This window comes from Confluentibacter citreus, from assembly GCF_002807055.1.
Taxonomy (GTDB): Bacteria; Bacteroidota; Bacteroidia; order Flavobacteriales; family Flavobacteriaceae; genus Confluentibacter; species Confluentibacter citreus.
On the sequence record NZ_NIXN01000009.1, the window covers coordinates 1 to 23,324 of the forward strand.

A 23,324-nucleotide genomic window follows, 5' to 3' on the forward strand; every position below is an offset into this window, starting at 1 on the left:
TGGCTATATGTGGGTAAATATATTCATTATTCATTAAATATTTCGGGATAATAGGGCTTTTTGTTCCTCATTTCGGGTTTATTATAATATCAAATATAAGATAATTTTTACAAATTAAAAAATTATATCAATGTAATAAAAATGCTACTAAAAACATCTTACGATATTCGTATTTTTACCAAATGAAATACGCATATTTTGAATGTGTTAATACCAAACAACCAGATCCTATGCCTATTCTATCTTACCAAACCAGACAATATATATAAAATAATGAAAAAAATAGGACATCGTGGCGCCAAAGGGCATCTTTCAGAAAACACCTTAGAATCCATTAAAAAAGCATTGCAATTGGGAGTGGATGGTATTGAGATTGATGTGCACCGATGTGCGTCTGGCGAGCTAGTGGTTTTTCATGATTTCACCTTAGATAGAATGACGAATACGTCGGGTGAAATTTCAAAATTCACTTTAAAACAATTGAAAAAAGTAGAAGTGAAGGGGCATTGCCAAATTCCAACTTTATCTGAAGTGATGGCGTTTGTAAACAATAAATGCTTGCTGAACATCGAATTAAAAGGTCAAGATACTCCTAAAGAAGCGAGCCGACTCATCGATTTTTATATTGAAAAAAAAGGGTGGGATTATAGTAATATTATTGTGTCCAGTTTTCAATACAATTTATTGGAAACGGTCTATAAAGTCAATAAAAAAATTCCTTTAGGCGTGCTTACCGATACCAATTTGGAAGAAGCCGTTAATTTCGCAAAAACCATAAATGCCTATTCCATTCACCCCGATTATACCATGTTAACCGAAGAAATTGTTGCCAATTTAAAAGAAGATTTTAAAGTCTTTACATGGACGGTCAATAACTTAAAACCTATCAAGCGTATCAAATCTTATGAGGTAGATGGTATTATTTCTGATTTTCCAGATAGATTATGACAGAAAAAGACGTGCTCATCATTGGCGGTGGCGCTGCCGGGTTTTTTGCTGCTATTAACATCGCAGAGCAAAACCCCAAGCTTAAAGTGGCCATTTTAGAGCGCGGCAAAGAGGTGCTGACCAAAGTAAAAGTGTCTGGCGGTGGCAGGTGTAACGTGACGCACGCCGAGTTTATTCCACAGGAATTGGTGTTGAATTATCCTAGAGGGGAAAAGGAATTATTAGGACCGTTTCATCAATTCATGACGGGCGATACCATAGACTGGTTCGAAAAACGTGGCGTTGCTTTAAAAATAGAAGATGACGGACGCATGTTCCCCACAACCGATTCCTCACAAACCATCATTGATTGTTTTTTAAATGAGGCCAAAAAACATAAGGTGGCGGTTTTAATGAATCACGCGGTAAAATCCATTCAAAAAGAATCTGAGGCATTTGTTGTTGACACCAATCAAGGGGTATTTACATCCAAAAAAGTATTGATAGCCACAGGAAACAACCCAAAAATATGGAAGCTTTTGGAAGATTTAGGACATACCATTTCCAGTCCGGTGCCATCCTTATTCACCTTCAATATTAAAGATGAGCGTATTCAAGATATTCCAGGTGTGGTGGTAAATAACGTTTTGGTTAAAGTGGCTGATAGTGCTTTAGAAAGTAGCGGCCCCTTACTCATCACCCATTGGGGCATGAGCGCACCAGCCATATTAAAACTATCGGCTTTTGGTGCTTTGGAATTGGCAAAACGGGATTATAAATTTAAAATAGTTATTAATTTTATAAACACCTCTTTTGAAGATTGTTTGGATATTTTAAAAGAATTGAAGCTAGAGTTAGCTAAAAAAACAGTGTATAAATCCGCTCAATTTGATGTGCCCAAACGGCTTTGGCAAAAACTGGTGTTGGCTTCTAAAATGGATCATGAAACCCGTTGGGCAGATTTAAATAAAGACCAATTGGAAACCTTAGCATCGCAATTAACGCAAGCCATTTTTAATGTGGATGGAAAAAGCACGTTTAAGGAAGAGTTTGTAACGGCGGGCGGTGTTGAACTTAAAGAAGTTAATTTTAAGACTTTTGAAAGTAAATTGGTTCCGCAGTTATACTTTGCTGGTGAAGTCTTGAATATTGATGCCGTTACAGGAGGTTTTAATTTCCAAAATGCATGGACTAGTGCTTACCTTGCTGCTCAATCAATGTCACGATAAGTCTCCCCTACAATAAGAGGGGATTAAGGGGTGTGTTTTTAAGGCACCAGTTTCAGAAATAAAAAATCAGCCACGAATTTGCTTTGCCTGATCGTTGTTGCTTGGGTCACGAAAAACACAAATTTGGATGTTATAATATTCCACGAATCTGCTAAAGGCAGATAAAATTTGTGTTATTTTTTTTAGAATTATTAAAATTTGTGCAAATTAGTGTAATTCGTGGCAAAAAAAAATGAAAACATACATCGCACTTTTACGGGGTATTAACGTGGGCGGACATAAAAAAGTGCCCATGGCAACATTACGTGAATTACTCACAACATCGGGACTTACGCAGGTTCAAACCTACATACAAAGTGGTAACGTTATTTTTCAATCTTCAGAAAAAGCTACCCAATTAGAAGAAACCATTAAAAAGAGTATTTTGGGTTATTTCGGATTTGAAGTTTCCGTGATTGTGAAAACACCAGACGAATTGCAAACCATTTTAAATGATTGTCCGTTTCCAAAAGATAAAAAAGAGCATAGCTTTTTTGTTATGTTAAATAAAATTCCCGACGCCCAATTGGTTAGCGATGCTCTACAAATAGCTTATGAAAATGAGGAGATCATCATCAAAAAAGATGCGCTGTATTTTTATTGTTCAACAGGTTATGGACAATCAAAATTCAACATGAATACGTTTGAGCGAAAGTTAAAAGTGATTGGAACATCTAGAAATTACAACACAATGCTAAAGTTATTATCTTTGTCAGCAGAAATTGATTAAATGACCGAACACCAATTTATTCCAAATCCCGATAATTATCGGGACATTGCGAAAACTCTTGAAAGTGGTAAAGTGACTTGGGAGTCGCCGAGTAACATTGCGTTGGTAAAATATTGGGGGAAAAAGAAAGGCCAAATACCTGAAAATCCATCCATAAGTTTTACGTTGACGGATTGCAAAACCATAACAACCTTGTATTTTTCAAAGAAAGAAAATGATAAAGAATTCTCTTTTGAAGTGTTTTTAGATGGAGAAAAGAAAGACGATTTTAAACCAAAAATAGAAACGTTTTTCAAACGGATAGAGCTTTATTTACCTTTCTTAAAGGATTACCATTTTAAAATTGAAACGACCAATACGTTTCCGCATAGTTCAGGGATTGCGTCTTCGGCTTCGGGAATGAGCGCTTTGGCATTGTGCCTAATGAGTTTGGAAAAACAGTTGATTGACAACATAGATGAAAATTACTTCAACAAAAAAGCATCTTTCCTAGCAAGATTAGGCTCTGGAAGTGCCTGTAGAAGCATTGAAGGCGATTTGGTTGTTTGGGGAAAACATGAAAACATTGCGGGGAGTAATGATTTATTTGGCATAAAATATCCGTATAAAATCCATAAAAATTTCAAGAATTACCAAGATACTATTCTGCTAGTTGATAAAGGAGAAAAGCAGGTTAGTAGCACCGTTGGTCATAATTTAATGTACAACCATCCATTTGCGCAAGAGCGCTTCAAACAAGCCCATAATAATCTAAATGCATTAATGGGTATTTTAGAGTCTGGAAACTTAAATGCGTTTATAGAATTGGTAGAAAGTGAAGCCTTAACATTGCATGCGATGATGATGACGAGCATGCCATATTTTATCCTAATGAAACCCAATACACTTGAAATCATCAATAAAATATGGGCGTTTAGAAAAGCAACCGGACTCCATATTGGATTTACTTTAGATGCCGGCGCCAATGTACATGTGCTCTATCCAGAAAATGAAAGTGCACCGATTCTTGAATTTATTAATAATGAGTTAGTTGCGTATATCGAGAATGCACATTATATTGTCGATAAAATTGGTTTTGGGGCTAAGCAAGTAGTAATTTCGATTAATAATTAATAATGGATAAGTGTTAATTGTTAATTAATAAAGATAATATAGCAAAATCAAATGTTATATCTTTGCAAGCAGATTTATTAAAAGAAACAGGTTGTTTAAATAATTCGGAGTATCTTAGTATTCAGATAGATATTAAAGAATTATTAAAACTGAAAAGCATCAAACAAAAATAATCGTTAATTATTCATTGCTCATTACTAATTAATTTATGAAGGGACCTTTATTTTACTCAAAAATTTTACTCTTTGGAGAATATGGCATCATTAAGGATTCCAAAGGATTATCCATTCCTTATAATTTTTATAATGGAGCCTTAAAAGTAGATGAGCATCCTTCAGAAATTGCCGTAAAATCTAATGAAAGTTTAAAACGTTTTGTTAGTTACTTAGAGAGCATGGATTCTGGGTTAGTGCAATTCGATATTGAGCAACTCAAGCAAGATGTTACTAAAGGTATGTATTTTGATTCCTCCATTCCACAAGGTTATGGCGTTGGTAGCAGTGGTGCTTTGGTTGCCGCTATTTATGATAAATATGCCCAAAATAAGATTACGGTTTTAGAGAATCTAACTCGTGAAAAATTGTTGACACTTAAAGCCATTTTTTCGGCTATGGAATCTTTTTTCCATGGAAAATCTTCTGGCTTGGATCCTTTAAATAGTTATTTAAGCATTCCTATACTTATTAATTCCCAAGATAATATTGAAGCTACAGGGATTCCTTCGCAAAAAAGTGAAGGCAAAAATGCCGTGTTTTTATTAGACAGTGGCATTATTGGGGAAACAGCCCCCATGGTAAGTATTTTTATGGAAAACATGAAACAGGAAGGATTCCGTAACATGCTAAAAGACCAATTTATAAAGCATACGGATGCCTGTGTAGATGATTTTTTAAATGGCGATATAAAATCGTTGTTTAAAAATACAAAACGATTATCAAAAGTGGTTCTTAACCATTTTAAGCCTATGATTCCGCAGGAATTTCATGAGCTTTGGGAAAAAGGTATTAAGACCAATGACTACTATTTAAAGCTTTGTGGTTCTGGCGGAGGCGGTTATATACTTGGTTTTACTGAAGATATCGATAAAGCTAAACAAGCCCTTAAAGATTATAAATTAGAGGTGGTTTACAACTTCTAAACTTCTGTCATTTTGGGTTCATCTCAAGGGTATATTTAATTTTTTTTATGCTAAGCCGAAGACAGAAACATATTCTACTTAAATTTTTCAGTATGTTTTCTGTGGTAAGAGGCTACAACATACTTGTTGTTGTCATAGCCCAATACATCACATCTATTTATATTTTTGCACATGGTAAGCCCGTGCGTCAAGTTATTTTTGATGTAAATTTATTAATGTTGGTTTTGGCATCGGCTGCCACCATAGCGGGTGGTTATATCATCAATAATTTCTACGATTCAGAAAAGGATTTGATTAATAGACCGCAAAAATCCATGATTGACCGATTGGTGAGCCAAAATACCAAATTATCATTCTATTTTGTATTGAATTTTATGGCTGTGGTTATGGCAAGCTATGTATCCTTTAATGCCGTGATTTTCTTTTCGGCATATATTTTCGGGATTTGGTTTTATTCACACAAGTTAAAAAAACTGCCTTTTATAGGTAATATCACATCGGCTATTTTAACAATCACGCCCTTTTTTGTCATATTCATTTACTACAAAAATTTTGAAACTGTTATTTTCGTGCATGCCATGTTCTTGTTTTTAATCATTTCCATGAGAGAGTTAACCAAGGATTTAGAAAACCTAAAAGGCGATTTGGCACTTGATTATAAAACAATCCCAATTGTTTATGGTGAAAAAGCATCAAAAATAATGCTCACTATTTTAACATGCTTGACGTTAGTCCCCATATATCTTTTGGTATACAAATTTGAAGTCGGCCGCATGTATATTTACTTTTATTTAAGCTTTATTTTTTTACTGTTTTTTATGTTATTGGTATGGAAATCTAAAACTAAAATTCATTATTTGATACTTCATAACATCTTAAAATTAATTATTCTTTCAGGTATTTTCAGTATTTTATTGATAGATGTTAATTTGATTTTAAAACATATATAAGATGTATTTTTCTTCAATTAACAAATCATCAATTCAAAAATCGTCAATCATAAATTTAAACATATCTTTGCAAAAAATAATTACGTTATGAGTAGGCATCAAGGAGATAAAGGCAATGAGAAAAGTTCAGGAAGAGGAGGTGAATCTAGTCGCAAAAACAGTTATTCAAGAGGCAATGCACCTTTGAAAAATCAGGGAGGATTCACAAAACCATCTAGCTCAACAAAAGCTACATCGGCCCATAAATCCAACCCAAATGAAATTCGTTTAAATAAATATATTGCCAATTCTGGTATTTGTTCCAGACGTGATGCTGATGTACACATTGCTACTGGTTTGGTATCTGTAAACGGGAAAGTAGTAACCGAAATGGGTTATAAGGTAAAGCTTGATGATGAGGTTAGATATGATGGAGCCCGCGTAAATCCAGAAAAAAAAGCCTATGTGTTACTTAATAAACCCAAAGGATTTGCTACTACAACCAGTGAAGGAAAAGGAAGAACCGTAATGGATTTGGTTGCCAATGCTACAACATCGCGTATAAAACCCATCGGTCGTTTGGGCAGGAATTCATTAGGTTTGTTATTGTTTACCAATGATGATGCTATTGTGGAGAAATTTACAAATTCCAAAAATGGGATTGCTAGATTATTTCATATCGAACTTGATAAAAATTTAAAGTTAGAAGACTTAAAAAAAATTCAAACTGGTTTTAAAATTGAAGGAAAATTGATAGCGGTTGAAGAAATTAGTTATATAGACGGTGCTTCTAAAAATGAAATCGGCTTAAAAATAAAAAATACAGGTAATACCATTATACGATCCATATTTGATTACTTAAAATATGAGATTGTGAGTTTAGATTGTGTTGCTATTGGACATCTTACCAAAAAAGACTTGCCTCGCGGTCATTGGAAACACCTAAGTGAGCAAGAGTTAAATACGTTTAAAATGCTTTAATTCATGATGATAAAAAATAACATTTTTTTTAAAAAAATAAAAAAAAATGTGTTTCATTTGTAAAGTAAATGCTGAACAAATTGAAACGTGTTTGTATCTTCGGGCTTTTGGAAATTAAGAAGTTATTTTCAAAGGCTGCTTACAGGAAAAGTAACCGAAATTTAAAGCTAACTTCCGTATATCCTATTGTTGGTAGCCAACATAAATACGCCTTTATTCCTACGACCCAAAGTCAAATACAAATTTGATATATAGAAAATATTATTTGATTAGAAACATATGTTTCATAACTTTAAAAAATTAATATAAATCTATCATATCGAAAAAACGGATGAATACTAAGTATATAGATCTAATAAATCAATCATTTTATTTTCCACAAGAAGAATTCAAACTAGAAGATAAAAATTTACAATTTCACGGCATAGACTTAATGCAGTTGGTAGAAGATTACGGAACGCCGTTAAAGTTTACCTATTTGCCACAAATCTCAAACAATATAAACAGAGCAAAATCGTGGTTTGCCAGTGCCTTAAAAAAGCATCATTACAAGGGGAAGTATAATTATTGCTACTGTACAAAAAGTTCTCATTTTAAACACGTTTTAAATGAAGCTTTAAAAAATGATATCCACATAGAAACATCATCTGCCTTTGATATTGATATTGTTCAGAATCTTAAGAAAGAAGGAAAAATTACAGATAAAACGTATGTGATCAGTAATGGATTTAAAAGAGCGCAATATGTTACAAACATTGCTAAACTAATAAACGGAGGTCATAAAAACTGCATTCCTATTATCGATAATTACGAAGAAATTGATTTACTTTCAAAAGAGATTAAAGGACGCTTTAACATAGGCATTCGAATTGCTTCGGAAGAAGAACCAAAATTCGAGTTTTATACCTCGCGTTTAGGTATTGGATATAAAAATATCGTGCCTTTTTATAGAGCACAGATAAAAGAAAATAAAAGGGTAAAGCTTAAAATGCTTCACTTCTTTATCAATACAGGAATTAGGGATAATGCCTATTACTGGAACGAATTATTGAAATGTTTAAAGGTGTACACCAGTTTGAAACGTATTTGCCCAACATTGGACAGTTTGAATATTGGCGGCGGATTTCCCATTAAAAACTCTTTGGCATTCGATTTTGATTATCAATACATGGTTGATGAAATCATCAACCAAATAAAGTTGGTTTGCGAGGAAGAAGAAGTGGAAGTGCCAAATATTTTTACGGAGTTTGGAAGTTTTACAGTTGGTGAAAGTGGCGGTGCCATTTATGAGGTGTTGTACCAAAAGCAACAAAATGATAGGGAAAAGTGGAACATGATTAATTCCTCTTTTATTACGACGTTGCCAGATACATGGGCTATTAATAAGCGTTTTGTGATGCTGCCAGTCAATAGATGGAACGATAGTTACGAGCGGGTTTTATTAGGTGGTTTAACTTGTGATAGTGATGATTATTATAATAGTGAACAACATATGAACGCTATTTATTTACCAAAATATAATAGAGAAAAACCTTTGTATATTGGTTTTTTTAACACGGGGGCTTATCAAGAAACCATAGGTGGTTTTGGTGGCTTGCAACACTGTTTAATTCCATCGCCAAAACATATTTTGATTGATAGGGACGAAGACGGCAATTTAACTACAGAATTATTTAGTGAACAACAAAAAAGTGAAGACTTACTTAAAATTTTAGGTTATGATGTTAGCCAAACTGATGAAACTAACGTATTAGCGACATCTGTTAATGGCAAGATACAATTAGCCAATAAATTAAAATAATTAGCAATGAAAATTAAAACCTACGCGGGAATTCCAGAAGAATTCGCAAAATTAGAAAGCGCAAAAGTAGTATTAATACCAGTTCCTTATGAGGGAACAGGTACATCGGATAATGCTGCAAACAAAGGTCCGGAAGCATTTTTAGAGGCTTCAGAAAATATAGGGCTTTATGATATTGAAACAGCTACTGAAGTTTATAAACAAGGTATCTATTTAGCAGAGGCTGTTAAAGAGAATAGCTCTCCAGAAGCTATGGTGAAAGCAGTACATGAAACCACAAAAAAATATATCAAAAGAAATAAGTTTGTAACTATTTTTGGAGGTGATCACGCGGTGTCTATAGGAACCATACGTGCGTTTAATGAAACTTTCAACAATCTAACAGTTTTGCATTTGGATGCTCATGCCAATCTAAATAAAACCTACAAAGGATCTTCATTTAATAGTGCTTGCGCAGCGTACGAAGCCAGCCAAACAACCAACTTAATTCAAGTTGGCATTCGTTCTATGGATGTTATTGAAAAAACATTCATGGATGAAGAAAAAACATATTTTGCTCATGAAATGGCTGTTGATGATACGTGGATGGACAGTGCCATCGACCAAATGACCGAGAATGTTTTTATTACATTTGATGTATCAGCTTTAGATATTTCCATCATGCCAAATAGTGGGCATCCAGAACCTGGAGGCTTGTTTTGGTATGAAACATTGGATTTTCTAAAACAGGTTTTTGCTGAAAAAAATGTTGTAGGTTTTGATATTATGGAATTTTGTCCTAACCAAAATAATAAGGCGTCTGATGCTTTGGTGGCAAGACTTTATAATAAAATGATTAGTTACAAATTTCAAAATGAAGATGCAGGAGATAGCTACGATAATTCCTTTGATAATTCATTTGTAAACAAAAACAGTAATTCTAAATTTGAAGAAGACGATGACTACTAAAGGCCCGATATCACAATTCATAGAACATCATTATTTACATTTTAATGCTGCCGCTTTGGTTGATGCCGCAAAAGGTTATGAAACGCATTTGCTGGAAGGTGGAAAAATGATGGTGACCTTGGCAGGTGCTATGAGTACAGCAGAGTTAGGTAAGTCGTTAGCAGAAATGATCCGTCAAGATAAAATTCACATTATATCTTGTACAGGTGCCAATCTTGAAGAAGATATTATGAATTTAGTAGCGCACAATTCATATAAGCGTGTGCCTAATTACAGGGATTTATCACCGCAAGAAGAATGGGATTTATTGGAAAATCATTATAATCGCGTTACCGATACTTGTATTCCTGAGGAAGAAGCATTTAGAAGATTACAATCACATTTATATAATATTTGGAATAAAGCAGATAAATCTGGGGAACGTTATTTCCCACATGAGTTTATGTACCAAATGTTGAATTCGGGTGTTTTGGAACAGTATTATGAAATTGACCCAAAAGACTCTTGGATGATTGCTGCGGCTGAAAAAAACTTACCTATTATAGTGCCAGGATGGGAAGACAGTACAATGGGAAATATTTTTGCTTCTTATTGTATTAAAGGAGAATTTAAGGCAACAACGACGAAGGGTGGTATAGAATATATGATGTGGTTAGCGGATTGGTATCCAAAAAATTCAACAGGAAAAGGTGTCGGCTTCTTTCAAATTGGAGGCGGTATTGCTGGCGATTTTCCAATATGTGTTGTGCCAATGCTTTACCAAGATATGGAAATGCACGACATCCCTTTTTGGAGTTATTTTTGCCAAATCAGCGACTCAACAACAAGTTACGGCTCGTATTCTGGTGCTGTTCCAAATGAAAAAATTACATGGGGGAAACTTGATATTACCACCCCTAAATTTATAATAGAAAGCGATGCAACTATTGTGGCACCTTTAATATTTGCTTACCTTTTGGGTATGTAAAAAAAATGCTATATTGAAACTTTTGAAAAAATGAAAAACAGAAACGAAAATTTAAAACGAGTTATTGTAGACTTTAAAAAGCTAACCCCTGAGATTTTGGCTTTATTGGTTGAAAAATATCCCGATGGTTATGATGAAGATCAAATTATATCATTTAGGAATGCTAGTAATGAGATCATTGAGGCTGTGGAAGTAACGACCAAAGACACTAAGTATTTAGTTAAGGTTAGTAAAAAATTAGCCATAACCATGGAGAATTATGATGAAGATGATTATGGCGATTTTGCGACTGATGATCCAGATGCAATTCAAGATCCAGAAATTGGTATTGAAGTAGAAGATGATGATGAAGATGAGGTAGTGAAAAAAGCAGATGATGTTGATGATGTTGATGATTCAGATGGTGAAGATGATGATGAAGACTACGGAGATGAGCCGATTGATGAAGATGATGACGAAGACGACGATTTAGATTAAATCATTTTTCAGTAAAATGGAAACAGCTGTTTTTAAGTCTTACGAAAACGGTTATTATACGTTTTTGTTTGATAATGGTGAGGATATGGTTTTTGAAGAAGTACATCCTCGTGTTTTAAAATAATTTGATTTAAAAAATGATTCATCTCTGGTTGGGAAAGAATTTAGGATATCTTTTGTAGAAGTGTTTGATGATGGCGATGAAGGTTTTTTGATTTATAGAATAGAAAGTTTAAAACCACTTTAAATATTAAGATTTATGGTTACATCATTTCATATGTCCTTGCCTTGCCTTAGCGTCAGGGATACCAAGAAATTTTATACAAGCATAGGAGCTTCCATAGGAAGATCGACACTTGGTTGGGTGGACATCAATTTATTTGGCCACCAAATAACATTTATTAAAGCAGAAAAATTTAACTTCAGCAGTCCTAATTATGTTTTTGAAGGTAAAATTTTGCCATCATTTCACTTTGGAGTGGTCATTGATTTAGACGCATGGAATGAGGTTTACACAAAGCTAAAAGAACAAGATTTGGAGTTGGTTGATAAAACCACATTTTTAAAAGACAATCTAGGGGAGCATACCTCCTTTTTTGTAAATGACCCAAATGATTATATGCTAGAATTCAAAAGCTTCAAAAATCCATCAGATGTTTTTAAGTTCTAGGTGACTTATTATAAATTTTAAATCAAGCTGCCTTTATGGTGGCTTTTTTTATGAATATTTCATAAAAAAGCACACTATAAACGATTAAATATTCTACAGCAATTATCCATAAATTTTCTGTGTTATTGGGGTTACTGTATGCTAAATAACTAAGTACAATAACAAAGCTCCACACTAAAGGAAATTTGTATTTTGTAAAAATGGATAAGGCTAAAAGCGTTGCTATATACCAAGGATGTACCGTTGTTGCTGTAAAGTAATAAAAGGACAAAACCAAAAGCATCGAGGTAATTAGCTGAACCATTGTCTTATTTTTTCTTAGAAAGGTCAACATTAAAACAAATAAAACAACAATAACTGGTGTCACTTTTCCAATAGTGGAAATTTCGTTGTAACCTCTAAATAAGTAGCCTATCTCCCTTGCGATATAATATAAACTGGCATTAAATTCAAATTGATGAAACCATAAGCCTATGGTTTTCGAATAGTTGTCTATCAATCCTGAAAAATAAAATGGGACAAAAAACAAGAGTGTAGTCATGCCTATTACAAGATAAAAATAAAGCAGTTTTGTCAGTTTATTAAAATTAGAAATCCATTTTCTATCGTCATTGTGAGGAGGCAACGACAAAGCAAACTCACTATTAAAATCCAATTTCTTATTTATATTCGAAATCATATTTCGTTTAGCAAACCACTGATAAAACAAGGGTAGAAATACTAAAGGAATCAATTTTACCGAAATTGAAAGTCCTAATATAAAAGCAGCAAACAGCCATTTGCCCTTATGCAGCAAATATAAGCTCCATACCAAAAAGAAAATCATAACCCCTTCAAAATGAAGATTACCAGTTAATTCTATAATAATAAATGGGTTTAATATATACCAGAAAATATTGTGAAGAGGTAATTGTAATTTTTCCAATAGTTTTTTTCCAAAATAAAGGGTTCCAAAATCAGCACAAATAATTATCAACCGTAATATTATAACTGACCCTAAAACACTCTTTCCAGCAAATAAGGCTGCAAAAGCAAAGCAAAGTTGATTGATGGGAGGATAATTTGAAAAATGACTTCCGTTTAACTCTCCCATACCACGATATAGTTCTTGAGCTTGCAAAACGGGAAATTCGCTTTTTTGAATAAACGAGTCCACTGTATGGATATAAGGATTTATCCCTTCAACGATTAATCTCCCATCCCATATAAACCTATAGAAATCTTGTGATAGGTTGGGTATAGCCAGAATAAAGACACATCTAAACCCAAACGCCATCCAGGTTAAAAATCCAATGTGATGTTTAAATATGGTAACAAGCTTATAAAACAAAAAAAACAACGCTGCGTAAAGCATTATGAGTTTTGTAAAGTCACTTCTCTCTAAATAGTAGGCAAAAGATCCATAGAATAAAAAACTAGCTACCACCAAGAGTAAAGGTGCTTTATAGAGTTTAAAAAAGGAACTATTTAATGGCATTTTCAAATATAAGATTATTTGCTTGGCATAATTTAATCGAAAAGAATTTCTCGACGCTTAGCGTCGGGTTTCCGTTGAAATTGTCATTCCCGTGAAAACGGGAATCAAAATAAATGCTACTAAAACGTTGTAGTTTGAATTAATTGGAAATATTATGTAATACATGACTTCTGTCATGATTTAGGAGGCTTCCTTACTTTAATTTTGACATACTATCTAATGATAAAATTTAATTTAAAAATTAATATCATGAATATTTCCCACATTGAACACATAGGAATCGCCGTTGAAAATCTAGAGGAATCTATTAAATATTATGAAGATGTCTTAGGCATGACATGCTATTCTATTGAAGAGGTTGTTGATCAGAAAGTGAAGACAGCCTTTTTTTTGGTAGGTAATACAAAAATTGAATTGCTTGAAAGCACATCGCCTTACGGGCCCATTGGCAAGTTTATAGAGAAAAAGGGTCCAGGGATTCATCATATTGCATTTGCTGTTAAAAATGCAACCGATGCTTTGAAACTAGCAGAAGAAAGGGGTGTAACCCTCATTGATAAGGTGTCTAGAAAAGGGGCAGAGGGATTGAACATTGGGTTTTTACATCCAAAATCCACACTAGGCGTACTTACGGAATTATGCTCAAAAGAGTAAAACATTGAAAAGAATAGATAAGCAAATAATATACAAATGGCAAATCAAGATAAAATTAACGAACTCATTGAAAAAAGAGTAAAAGCTAAATTGGGCGGCGGAATAAAACGTATCGATTCCCAACATGCTAAAGGAAAGCTAACTGCTCGAGAAAGAATAAACATTCTTTTAGACGACGATAGTTTTGAAGAGTTTGACATGTTTGTGACTCACAGAACAAAATCCTTTGGATTGGATAAAGAAATTTATCTATCGGATGGTGTGGTTACAGGACATGGTACTATTGATGGTAGAATTGTTTATGTGTTCTCCCAAGATTTCACGGTATTTGGGGGATCACTTTCAGAAACCTATGCTTTAAAAATATGTAAAGTCATGGATATGGCTATGAAAATTGGTGTGCCCGTAATCGGACTTAACGATAGTGGTGGGGCGAGAATCCAGGAAGGCGTTCGTTCACTTGCTGGTTATGCCGAAATTTTCCAAAGAAATATCATGGCATCTGGGGTCATTCCCCAAATTTCTTCCATTTTAGGGCCTTGTGCCGGTGGTGCTGTGTATTCTCCGGCTTTAACGGATTTCACGATTATGACAGACAAAACAAGTTATATGTTTGTTACAGGTCCCAAAGTGGTGCAAGCTGTTACAGGCGAAGTAGTAACCGCAGAACAATTGGGAGGTGCCCATATTCATTCCACTAAATCGGGTGTATCCCATTTTTTGGCAGATAACGATGAAGAAAATTTATTGCTTATTAGAAAATTATTAAGCTATTTACCATCAAATAATTTAGAGGAGCCGCCAATCATAGCAACTTCAGATCCCATTGATAGATTAGAAGATTCATTGAATGCCATCATTCCAGAAAATTCAAATCAGGCATATGATATGATTGATGTGATTTCAACCATTACAGATAATGGCGAATTTTTAGAAGTTCACAGAAATTATGCTCGTAACATTGTGGTAGGTTTTGCTCGTTTTAATGGGCGTTCAGTTGGTATCGTTGCCAATCAACCAAAATATTATGCTGGCGTTTTAGATAGCGAATCATCAAGAAAAGCTGCCAGATTTGTTCGTTTTTGTGATGCGTTTAACATCCCCTTGGTAACCTTGGTAGATGTTCCAGGATTCTTACCTGGTACAGGACAAGAATATGGAGGCATTATTTTACATGGCGCGAAATTACTGTTCGCTTATGGTGAAGCAACCGTTCCAAAAGTAACAATTACACTTCGTAAATCGTATGGAGGTGCCCATGATGTTATGAGCTGTAAACAATTACGCGGTGACTTAAACTATGCTTGGCCAACGGCAGAAATAGCAGTTATGGGAGCCAAAGGAGCTGTAGAAGTTTTGGAAGGTTCAAACATCAGTAAAATTGTAGATGAAGTAGAAAAACTTCATTACATCGAAGAAAAAGAAAATGAATATAACGCCAAGTTTGCCAACCCTTATGTGGCTGCTAAATATGGCTTTATCGATGATGTTATCGAACCAAGAAACACAAGGTTCAGAATCATTAGAGCCTTAGAATTATTGGCTAATAAAAAAGAGGTGAATCCACCTAAAAAACACTCTAATATCCCATTATAATGACACGTATACTATTATATACAGATCCCATAGTTGAAGGATACATCATACTGATTACAGGGTTATTAATTGTTTTTAGTGGATTGATTCTTCTAACGGTATTTTTTAAATACGGTTTGCCAATTATGCTTTATATCTATAAAATAATAACCAAAGGAAGAGATAAAAAAGTCAAAGATATTTCCCCTAAAGTTAATCAGGATTTTACAGGAGAAATAGCGGCGGCCATTTCTGTGGCTATTCATATGTATCTAGATGAACAGCATGATGAAGAAAATGCCATATTAACCATAAAACAAGCTAGAAAATTATATTCTCCTTGGAGTTCTAAGATATATAGTGCTTATAGCAATAGATTTTAGATTAAGAATATTTAAATCTTATAAATAAAACCATGAAAAATTTCACATTCAGGATAAACGAAAATAATTACGGAGTCAAGATTCTTTCGCATGAAAATAATATGATAGAATTAGAGGTTAATGGAACTTCCTATTCTGTAAAAATGAAGGAAGAAATAAAAAAGGTGAAAACACCAACATTGGTTCGAAAACCAGCCAATGCTGCTATTGAACCAGTGAAGATAAATACGGTTCCATCAAGGGCTAAAATCATAGCACCCATTCCAGGAGTTATATTGTCTATCAATGTAAAAGTAGGCGATACGGTAAAAGAAAACGATTTATTATTGGTCCTTGAAGCCATGAAAATGGAGAATAGTATTGCTTCAGAAAAATCAGGTGTTGTTTCGGCTATCAATGTGGTTGTCGGACAGCAAGTGTTACAAGGAGAAGTCATGATAGAATTAGAGTAAACAGTAATATCATTCCGAATAAAATGAAATCATTCTAAAGGATTCATTTTTATACTTCGAAATGACAAAACAAAAGACAATGAAAAAAGTAATATTAATATTTGGAGTTCTATCACTGCTGATTTTTATAAAACCCTTGTTAGGATTTAGCTCAAATGCTACAGATACAACTGTGTCGGCTTCGGTTTCTCAAGTAGATACTACGGTTGAAAAAACGTTTGTAGATGAGGCTTTTGATGGGATGAAGCAATTTTATCATTTCACAGGGTTTGCAAATGCGCAATCGGGACATATCATAATGATTTTAATAGGTATTATTTTTATATATCTAGGCATTAAGTTTGATTATGAACCGCTCCTTTTAATTCCTATCGGCGTAGGTGTTATGCTTGGTAATATCCCATTTGTCGCAGGATACCAAACAGGAATTTATGAAGAAGGATCGGTACTAAACTACCTTTATTTCGGAGTGGTAAAAGGGATTTATCCGCCACTTATATTTTTAGGTATTGGTGCTATGACCGATTTCTCATCGCTTATCGCAAATCCTAAATTAATGCTCCTAGGGGCTGCGGCACAAATCGGTGTATTTGCAACATTTTTGGGAGCTCTTTACTTAGGTTTTAACCTTCCGGAAGCTGGTGCTATTGGTATTATTGGTGGTGCCGATGGACCAACAGCTATCTTCCTATCTTCCAAATTGGCTAATGGCATTAATGTTTTGGCAGATGGTACTACCGTTAAAAATTTAATAGGGCCCATAGCTATTGCTGCCTATTCGTATATGGCATTGGTGCCTGTTATTCAACCACCAATCATGAGATTGTTGACTTCCAAAAAGGAGCGATTAATACGAATGAAACCCCCTAGAGCAGTATCTCAAAAGGAGAAAATGATTTTCCCTATAGTAGCTTTATTGCTAACCACCTTTATATCACCAAGTGCCTTGCCATTGTTAGGGATGTTATTCTTTGGAAACTTATTAAAGGAATCTGGCAGAACAGAACGTCTTGCTGAAACTGCCCGTACTAAATTAATTGACATTGTTACTATTATTTTAGGTGTTACCGTTGGGGCATCCACACAAGCCGATATTTTTATCACTAAAGATTCTATGATGATATTTGGTTTGGGAGCTATATCATTTGTTATAGCAACGGCAGGTGGATTGCTTTTTGCAAAATTCATGAATCTATTCCTTAAAGGCGATGATAAAATTAATCCGCTTATTGGTGCAGCAGGTGTGTCTGCAGTGCCAGATAGTGCAAGAGTTGTACATGCTGAAGGTCTCAAGGCAGACCCACATAACTACTTACTAATGCATGCTATGGCACCAAATGTTGCCGGCGTTATTGGTTCGGCCATTGCGGCAGGTATCATTTTAAGCTTTTTAGGATAGTTATATAATATAGGTTAAAGAAAAGATAAATTTTAAAGTTTAGAAATAATGAACTTACCAAATAAAATGACAGCAGATGACGCTGTGAAATTGATAAAATCAGGAAATAGAGTATTAATTCAAGGGGGTTCTGCAACGCCACAAACGCTTATCAGAGCTATGGTAGCAAGGGCTTCAGAGTTAAGAGGTGTAAAAATAGTACATCTACATACCGAAGGGGAATGTGGATACACAGCTCCAGAATTAAGAGATAGTTTTCATACCAGTGCCTTTTTTATTGGAGGAAATATCAGAAAAATGATTGGCGATACGGCAGATTACATTCCTATTTTTTTAAGTGACATCCCTAGTTTATTCCGTGAAGGATATATGGATTTGGATGTTGTTTTAGTGAATGTGTCACCTCCAGATAAACACGGATTTTGTTCTTTAGGTGTGTCGGTTGACATTGTCATATCGGGTATAGAACAAGGAAAGAGAGTGATCGCGCAGATTAATCCTAAGATGCCACGTACGTTTGGTGATGCCATTGTGCACATTAAACATTTTGATGCTTGCGTTGAGGTTGATGAGGATATTTATGAAATGAAATTCGTAGCGCCTTCTGAAGAAGAAAAAGCGATTGGTAAAAATATTGCTGCGATTATTGATGATGGCGCCACGCTGCAAATGGGTATTGGTGGTATTCCCAATGCCGTTCTATCGTATTTAATGAACCATAAAAATTTAGGGGTTCATACAGAAATGTTTTCTGAAGGTGTTGTAGATTTAGTTGAAAAAGGCATTGTAAATGGTTCTCAAAAAAAGGTAAATCCCTATAAAATAGTCTCAGGATTTGCTATGGGAACCAGACGATTATACGATTTTATGGATGATAATGCCGAAATTGAAATGATGGATATTGCGTATGTTAATGATACTTCTATCATTCGTCAAAATCCGAAAGTAACAGCCATCAATTCCGCTATAGAAATAGATGTTACAGGCCAGGTTTGCGCCGATTCTATTGGTACAAGAATGTTTTCTGGAGTAGGAGGTCAAATGGATTTTATGCGAGGTGCTGCCTTATCTAAAGGTGGAAAACCAATTATAGCTGTAACTTCCACTACATTAAAAGGTGTTTCTAAAATTGTGCCAACATTAAAAGTAGGTGCTGGAGTTGTTACAACCCGAGCCCATGCCAGATTTGTTGTCACAGAATATGGAGTAGCCGAATTATTCGGAAAAACCTTAAAACAACGTGCAGAATCGTTAAGGGATATTGCGCATCCAGATCATAGAGAAGCATTGGATATTGCTATTTTCGAGAGATTCGGAAGTAGTATTATCGTCTGAGACATTAATATAGTTTAATATACATCGTTATGGAAACTAATAAGAATACACTTTTTTCAGACTTCAAACCTGTTACCAAACAGCAATGGATGGACAAAGTGAACATAGATTTGAAAGGTGAGGATTTTAACAGAAAATTGGTCTGGAAACACCTAAATGGTATAGATTTTCAACCTTTTTATAGTGCGGAAGATGCACCAGCGTATCTTACAAACACTGGCGAAAACGCACGGGTTTTGGTTAATTACAGAGTTATTCCTGTTTTATCCGCGGAAAGCGGAAATAAACAAGCTCTAAAAGCTGTTAAGGAAGGTGTTACGGGCCTTGTTTTCGATTTAAAAGAAAATGTATCTGTTACAAAACTTTTAAGTAAAATTAATATCAACGAGGTAGCGGTGTCATTTATTTTAAGCGAAAACGCTATTGGTTTTGTGAAAGATTTCTTTGATTTTTCAGATCAGAACGTCACTAATAATAAAAACCTAAGGGGTTATTTTGATTTGGGAATCATGCCTGAATATGTTACCACTGGACATTACAATATGCTTCAATTCGAAACGCTGAAGCATTTGGTAAATTTATCAAAAGAGTACCCAAATTTTAAGGCCATAACCATTTCTGGTACAGCGTATTTAGATTCAGGATCCAATCAGGTTCAAGAAGTGGCTTACACTTTAAATTCCTTGATTTATGTGATAGAACATTGTTTGGAAAGGGATATTGATATAGAAAGTATTTTTAATAATCTTCATATAGAATTAGCGATAGGTTCAGAATATTTTATTGAGATTGGCAAGTTTAGAGCTTTTAATAGCTTGTTGCACGAGATTGCTAGAACATATGGGATTTCAAATTTTAAACACACATTAACGGCAAAAACATCAGTTTGGAGTAAATCGGTTACCGATGCACATACTAATTTATTACGCGCTACTACCGAGGCCATGTCAGCCATCTTAGGAAATGTTGATGGTGTTTTAATTGATGCTTACGATAAAGAGTTTAATAATCCATCCGATTTTTCAACGAGAATTGCTGGAAACATTACCACTATTTTAAAGGAGGAATCTTATTTTGGTAAAGTGGCAAACCCTGTAGATGGGTCGTATTATATTGAAGAAGTCAGCACCAAAATAGCAGAAAAGGCTTTAGAACTTTTTAAAGTTATTGAAGCGCAGGGCGGATTTTATAAGGCTTTTGAAAGTGAATTGATTCAGCAACAAATCGCCCAAATACGTCAAGAGAAAATAAAATTAATAAGTCAAAGGCGATTACCTATGGTTGGGGTTAATAAATACCCAAACCTTATGGAAACAGTGTCATCCAAAGTGCTTTCGGCTGGAGCTAACGTCAGTTCTAAAGTATTGATTCCTAGAAGAGCGTCTTTGGAAATTGAAGCGATAAGAAAAGTTACGGAACAAATTGTTGAAGACACAGGAAAACGACCTAGGGTTGAACTCGTAAGTTTCGGCAATCTAACCATGCGCAAAGCTAGGGCTGCTTTTTCTTATGATTTTATGGGCGTTTCCGGGTTTGAAGTTTGGCAGGAAAAAAGTTATGACAGTGCTAAACAAGCTGCTGGACGTAGTGCCTTAACAGAATCAGATGTGGTTGTTATTTGCAGTTCAGACCCAGATTATACTGAAAGTGCTTTATTATTTGTAGAAACCTTTAGGGATATTAATGCAGATAAAGTACTTTTATTAGCAGGAAATCCTGTGGATATCATGAGCACATTAACCGCAGCAGGTTTGGATGGATGCATTCATTTAAAATCGGATGTGATATACACCATTTCAGGTGTTCAGGAAAAAGTTCAAAAAAACATTAAATCATTACAGTTATGAGACGTGATTTTTCAGATCTAAAATTACAGACTGTTACAAAACAACAGTCAACCTTTTCAGATCATCAAGATATTTGGAATACACCCGAGGGCATTCCTGTAAAAACACATTTTTCGAAAGCAGATATTGAAGAAGCGGAGCATCTAAATTTTGTCGCAGGCTTGCCTCCATTTACACGGGGACCTTACAGCACCATGTATGTATCTCAGCCTTGGACGATTCGCCAATATGCAGGTTTTTCAACGGCTGAAGAGTCCAATGCATTTTATAGAAGAAACCTTGCGGCGGGTCAAAAAGGATTATCCGTTGCATTCGATTTAGCAACGCACAGAGGTTACGATTCCGATCACCCACGTGTGACGGGCGATGTTGGAAAAGCAGGTGTTGCCATCGATTCTATTTTGGATATGGAGATTTTATTCGACCAAATTCCGTTAGATAAAATGTCGGTTTCCATGACCATGAACGGTGCCGTTTTGCCAATTATGGCGTTTTACATTGCAGCAGCTAAGAAACAAGGCGTGTCGTTAGACCACTTAAGTGGTACGATTCAAAATGATATTTTGAAGGAATTTATGGTTCGTAACACCTATATCTACCCGCCATTACCATCCATGAAAATTATTGGTGATATTTTTGAATACACCACCAAATACATGCCTAAGTTCAACTCCATCTCCATCAGTGGCTACCACATGCAAGAGGCTGGAGCGACTGCCGATATTGAGTTGGCATACACCTTGGCCGATGGTATGGAATATATCAGACGCGGATTGGAATCAGGTTTAAAAATCGATGAATTTGCACCTAGATTGTCATTTTTCTGGGCAGTAGGAATGAACCATTTTATGGAAATTGCAAAAATGCGTGCAGCACGTATGCTTTGGGCAAAAATCATAAAACAATTCAATCCTCAAAACCCAAAATCCATGGCATTACGTACCCATAGTCAAACCTCTGGGTGGAGTTTAAGTGAACAAGATCCTTTTAATAATGTGGCCAGAACTTGTATTGAAGCCATGGCTGCTGGGTTGGGCGGAACACAATCATTGCACACCAATGCGTTGGATGAAGCCATTGCATTGCCGACCGATTTTTCTGCAAGGATTGCGCGTAATACGCAAATTTATATTCAGGAGGAAACACAGATTACGAAGTCCGTTGATCCTTGGGCTGGCTCTTATTATGTGGAATATTTAACTCAGGAAATCGCCAAAAAAGCTTGGACATTAATTGAAGAAGTAGAAGCATTGGGGGGTATGGCAAAAGCCATTGAAACCGGTGTTCCTAAAATGCGTATTGAAGAAGCTTCGGCACGTAAACAAGCACGTTTGGATTCTGGACAGGATATTTTAGTGGGAGTAAATAAATTCAGAACCAATGAAAAATCGAATATCGAGATTTTAGAAGTTGATAATTCAACTGTAAGATTGTCCCAAATAGAGCGATTAAAAAAACTAAGAGCTAATAGAAACCAAGCTGTTGTAGATGCTAATTTAAAGGCATTAACAGACTGTGCCGAAACAGGTAAAGGTAATTTATTGGAATTAGCTGTTGAAGCTGCCGAAAATTTTGCAACTTTAGGGGAAATATCCGATGCTTTAGAAGTTCATTTTGGTCGTCATAAAGCAGATACTAAATTAATAAGTGGCGTGTATAGCAAAGAAGTAAACAACGATCAAACATTTGTGAAAGCACAACAAATGGCCGATAAATTTGCAGAAATTGAAGGACGTCGTCCAAGAGTCATGGTTGCAAAAATGGGACAAGATGGGCACGATAGAGGCGCAAAAGTAGTTGCTTCCAGTTTTGCCGATTTAGGTTTCGATGTCGATATGGGTCCCTTATTTCAAACACCCGAGGAAGTCGCAAAACAAGCCATTGAGAACGATGTGCATTTTGTGGGAGCTTCTAGTTTGGCTGCCGGACATAAAACCTTGATTCCGCAATTAATTGAAGAATTGGAAAAATTGGGAAGACCAGATATTATGGTATTTGCTGGAGGGGTGATACCAGAACAAGATTATAATTATTTATTGGAACGTAAAGTGGCTGCCATTTTTGGCCCTGGAACTGTTATCTCCAAAGCTGCTATATCCATTATGGAAAAATACTTAGAACAAGATTAATAGCTTAACACGTTCAACTTAAAAGCCCTGTTGTGTATTTTCATAACAGGGTTTTTTATTGTTTGTGATATGGCTAGTTGAAAGTATTGTTAACGTCATGGCGAGGAAAGAAGCCATCTCATGA

The 23,324-nt window shown here is 35.1% G+C and carries 21 protein-coding genes; 20 read left to right on the top strand and 1 reads right to left on the bottom strand.

Translation table 11 applies throughout. The annotated features are described in order from the left end of the window. Positions 1-273: 273 nt before the first annotated feature. From CDH49_RS13910 to CDH49_RS13970, 12 genes are all read left to right on the top strand, one after another. Positions 274-948, top strand: coding sequence for a glycerophosphodiester phosphodiesterase (locus CDH49_RS13910; protein WP_100616149.1), 675 nt, complete (start codon positions 274-276; stop codon positions 946-948). Next, entirely contained in the window at positions 945-2,156 is a 1,212-nt protein-coding gene (locus CDH49_RS13915; protein ID WP_100616150.1) for a BaiN/RdsA family NAD(P)/FAD-dependent oxidoreductase, read from the top strand. The genes CDH49_RS13910 and CDH49_RS13915 overlap by 4 nt, the downstream gene beginning before the upstream one ends. 232 nt (positions 2,157-2,388) lie before the next feature. Further along, on the top strand, positions 2,389-2,925 hold the full coding sequence (locus CDH49_RS13920) for a DUF1697 domain-containing protein (protein ID WP_100616151.1): 537 nt from the start codon (positions 2,389-2,391) through the stop codon (positions 2,923-2,925). Then, a complete protein-coding gene (locus CDH49_RS13925; RefSeq protein ID WP_100616152.1) occupies positions 2,926-4,038 on the top strand; it encodes a diphosphomevalonate/mevalonate 3,5-bisphosphate decarboxylase family protein in 1,113 nt (370 codons plus the stop codon). It abuts the gene before it with no gap. Positions 4,039-4,246: 208 nt separating this feature from the next. Further along, the gene (locus tag CDH49_RS13930) at positions 4,247-5,176 is read left to right on the top strand and encodes a mevalonate kinase family protein (RefSeq protein WP_100616153.1); all 930 of its coding nucleotides are present in this window, start codon (positions 4,247-4,249) and stop codon (positions 5,174-5,176) included. Positions 5,177-5,223: 47 nt separating this feature from the next. Then, complete coding sequence (locus CDH49_RS13935; protein ID WP_100616154.1) at positions 5,224-6,126, top strand: geranylgeranylglycerol-phosphate geranylgeranyltransferase; 903 nt, start codon at positions 5,224-5,226, stop codon at positions 6,124-6,126. An 87-nt stretch (positions 6,127-6,213) separates the two neighbouring features. Then, positions 6,214-7,086 (top strand): pseudouridine synthase, encoded by an 873-nt coding sequence (locus CDH49_RS13940; RefSeq protein ID WP_100616155.1) that lies wholly within the window; start codon positions 6,214-6,216, stop codon positions 7,084-7,086. Between the two features lie 331 nt (positions 7,087-7,417). Then, positions 7,418-8,887 (top strand): type III PLP-dependent enzyme domain-containing protein, encoded by a 1,470-nt coding sequence (locus CDH49_RS13945; protein WP_239970674.1) that lies wholly within the window; start codon positions 7,418-7,420, stop codon positions 8,885-8,887. A gap of 6 nt (positions 8,888-8,893) precedes the next feature. Then, a complete protein-coding gene (speB, locus tag CDH49_RS13950) occupies positions 8,894-9,835 on the top strand; it encodes an agmatinase (protein WP_100616156.1) in 942 nt (313 codons plus the stop codon). Further along, a complete protein-coding gene (locus tag CDH49_RS13955; RefSeq protein WP_100616157.1) occupies positions 9,825-10,802 on the top strand; it encodes a deoxyhypusine synthase family protein in 978 nt (325 codons plus the stop codon). The genes speB and CDH49_RS13955 overlap by 11 nt, the downstream gene beginning before the upstream one ends. A 30-nt stretch (positions 10,803-10,832) precedes the next feature. After that, positions 10,833-11,279 carry a hypothetical protein gene (locus CDH49_RS13960; RefSeq protein ID WP_100616158.1) on the top strand — a complete coding sequence of 149 codons (447 nt, stop codon included), beginning with the start codon at positions 10,833-10,835 and terminating at the stop codon, positions 11,277-11,279. 259 nt (positions 11,280-11,538) lie between these two features. Continuing rightward, positions 11,539-11,949 carry a VOC family protein gene (locus tag CDH49_RS13970; RefSeq protein ID WP_100616159.1) on the top strand — a complete coding sequence of 137 codons (411 nt, stop codon included), beginning with the start codon at positions 11,539-11,541 and terminating at the stop codon, positions 11,947-11,949. 22 nt (positions 11,950-11,971) lie between these two features. On the opposite strand, the gene CDH49_RS13975 is transcribed toward CDH49_RS13970, so the two are convergent. Next, complete coding sequence (locus tag CDH49_RS13975; RefSeq protein ID WP_100616160.1) at positions 11,972-13,426, bottom strand: mannosyltransferase; 1,455 nt, start codon at positions 13,424-13,426, stop codon at positions 11,972-11,974. Between the two features lie 249 nt (positions 13,427-13,675). On the opposite strand from CDH49_RS13975, the gene mce reads away from it, so the two are divergent. From mce to scpA, 8 genes are all read left to right on the top strand, one after another. Next, positions 13,676-14,080, top strand: coding sequence for a methylmalonyl-CoA epimerase (mce, locus tag CDH49_RS13980; protein WP_100616331.1), 405 nt, complete (start codon positions 13,676-13,678; stop codon positions 14,078-14,080). A 36-nt stretch (positions 14,081-14,116) separates the two neighbouring features. Further along, positions 14,117-15,676 (top strand): acyl-CoA carboxylase subunit beta, encoded by a 1,560-nt coding sequence (locus CDH49_RS13985; RefSeq protein ID WP_100616161.1) that lies wholly within the window; start codon positions 14,117-14,119, stop codon positions 15,674-15,676. Next, entirely contained in the window at positions 15,676-16,038 is a 363-nt protein-coding gene (locus tag CDH49_RS13990; RefSeq protein WP_100616162.1) for an OadG family protein, read from the top strand. The genes CDH49_RS13985 and CDH49_RS13990 overlap by 1 nt, the downstream gene beginning before the upstream one ends. Before the next feature lie 32 nt (positions 16,039-16,070). Beyond that, positions 16,071-16,490 carry a biotin/lipoyl-containing protein gene (locus CDH49_RS13995; protein ID WP_100616163.1) on the top strand — a complete coding sequence of 140 codons (420 nt, stop codon included), beginning with the start codon at positions 16,071-16,073 and terminating at the stop codon, positions 16,488-16,490. Positions 16,491-16,569: 79 nt separating this feature from the next. Then, positions 16,570-17,889 carry a sodium ion-translocating decarboxylase subunit beta gene (locus CDH49_RS14000; RefSeq protein WP_100616164.1) on the top strand — a complete coding sequence of 440 codons (1,320 nt, stop codon included), beginning with the start codon at positions 16,570-16,572 and terminating at the stop codon, positions 17,887-17,889. A 48-nt stretch (positions 17,890-17,937) separates the two neighbouring features. Continuing rightward, positions 17,938-19,224, top strand: a complete 1,287-nt coding sequence (locus CDH49_RS14005) for an acetyl-CoA hydrolase/transferase family protein (protein WP_100616165.1) — start codon at positions 17,938-17,940, stop codon at positions 19,222-19,224. 29 nt (positions 19,225-19,253) lie between these two features. Beyond that, a complete protein-coding gene (locus CDH49_RS14010) occupies positions 19,254-21,071 on the top strand; it encodes a methylmalonyl-CoA mutase family protein (RefSeq protein WP_100616166.1) in 1,818 nt (605 codons plus the stop codon). Then, entirely contained in the window at positions 21,068-23,200 is a 2,133-nt protein-coding gene (scpA, locus tag CDH49_RS14015; RefSeq protein ID WP_100616167.1) for a methylmalonyl-CoA mutase, read from the top strand. Before CDH49_RS14010 ends, scpA begins: the two co-directional genes overlap by 4 nt. The last annotated feature ends 124 nt before the right edge of the window (positions 23,201-23,324 follow it).

What these genes read in the sequence shown, in the direction of transcription:
- mce (WP_100616331.1), top strand. Translation starts at nt 13,676, where the DNA reads ATGAATATTTCCCACATTGAACACATAGGAATCGCCGTTGAAAATCTA.
- CDH49_RS13990 (WP_100616162.1), top strand. Translation starts at nt 15,676, where the DNA reads ATGACACGTATACTATTATATACAGATCCCATAGTTGAAGGATACATC.
- CDH49_RS13960 (WP_100616158.1), top strand. Translation starts at nt 10,833, where the DNA reads ATGAAAAACAGAAACGAAAATTTAAAACGAGTTATTGTAGACTTTAAA.
- CDH49_RS13985 (WP_100616161.1), top strand. Translation starts at nt 14,117, where the DNA reads ATGGCAAATCAAGATAAAATTAACGAACTCATTGAAAAAAGAGTAAAA.
- CDH49_RS13930 (WP_100616153.1), top strand. Translation starts at nt 4,247, where the DNA reads ATGAAGGGACCTTTATTTTACTCAAAAATTTTACTCTTTGGAGAATAT.
- CDH49_RS13935 (WP_100616154.1), top strand. Translation starts at nt 5,224, where the DNA reads ATGCTAAGCCGAAGACAGAAACATATTCTACTTAAATTTTTCAGTATG.
- CDH49_RS14005 (WP_100616165.1), top strand. Translation starts at nt 17,938, where the DNA reads ATGAACTTACCAAATAAAATGACAGCAGATGACGCTGTGAAATTGATA.
- CDH49_RS13920 (WP_100616151.1), top strand. Translation starts at nt 2,389, where the DNA reads ATGAAAACATACATCGCACTTTTACGGGGTATTAACGTGGGCGGACAT.
- CDH49_RS13915 (WP_100616150.1), top strand. Translation starts at nt 945, where the DNA reads ATGACAGAAAAAGACGTGCTCATCATTGGCGGTGGCGCTGCCGGGTTT.
- CDH49_RS13925 (WP_100616152.1), top strand. Translation starts at nt 2,926, where the DNA reads ATGACCGAACACCAATTTATTCCAAATCCCGATAATTATCGGGACATT.
- CDH49_RS13970 (WP_100616159.1), top strand. Translation starts at nt 11,539, where the DNA reads ATGGTTACATCATTTCATATGTCCTTGCCTTGCCTTAGCGTCAGGGAT.
- CDH49_RS13995 (WP_100616163.1), top strand. Translation starts at nt 16,071, where the DNA reads ATGAAAAATTTCACATTCAGGATAAACGAAAATAATTACGGAGTCAAG.
- CDH49_RS13975 (WP_100616160.1), bottom strand. Translation starts at nt 13,426, where the DNA reads ATGCCATTAAATAGTTCCTTTTTTAAACTCTATAAAGCACCTTTACTC.
- scpA (WP_100616167.1), top strand. Translation starts at nt 21,068, where the DNA reads ATGAGACGTGATTTTTCAGATCTAAAATTACAGACTGTTACAAAACAA.
- CDH49_RS14000 (WP_100616164.1), top strand. Translation starts at nt 16,570, where the DNA reads ATGAAAAAAGTAATATTAATATTTGGAGTTCTATCACTGCTGATTTTT.
- CDH49_RS13955 (WP_100616157.1), top strand. Translation starts at nt 9,825, where the DNA reads ATGACTACTAAAGGCCCGATATCACAATTCATAGAACATCATTATTTA.
- CDH49_RS13910 (WP_100616149.1), top strand. Translation starts at nt 274, where the DNA reads ATGAAAAAAATAGGACATCGTGGCGCCAAAGGGCATCTTTCAGAAAAC.
- CDH49_RS14010 (WP_100616166.1), top strand. Translation starts at nt 19,254, where the DNA reads ATGGAAACTAATAAGAATACACTTTTTTCAGACTTCAAACCTGTTACC.
- CDH49_RS13945 (WP_239970674.1), top strand. Translation starts at nt 7,418, where the DNA reads ATGAATACTAAGTATATAGATCTAATAAATCAATCATTTTATTTTCCA.
- CDH49_RS13940 (WP_100616155.1), top strand. Translation starts at nt 6,214, where the DNA reads ATGAGTAGGCATCAAGGAGATAAAGGCAATGAGAAAAGTTCAGGAAGA.
- speB (WP_100616156.1), top strand. Translation starts at nt 8,894, where the DNA reads ATGAAAATTAAAACCTACGCGGGAATTCCAGAAGAATTCGCAAAATTA.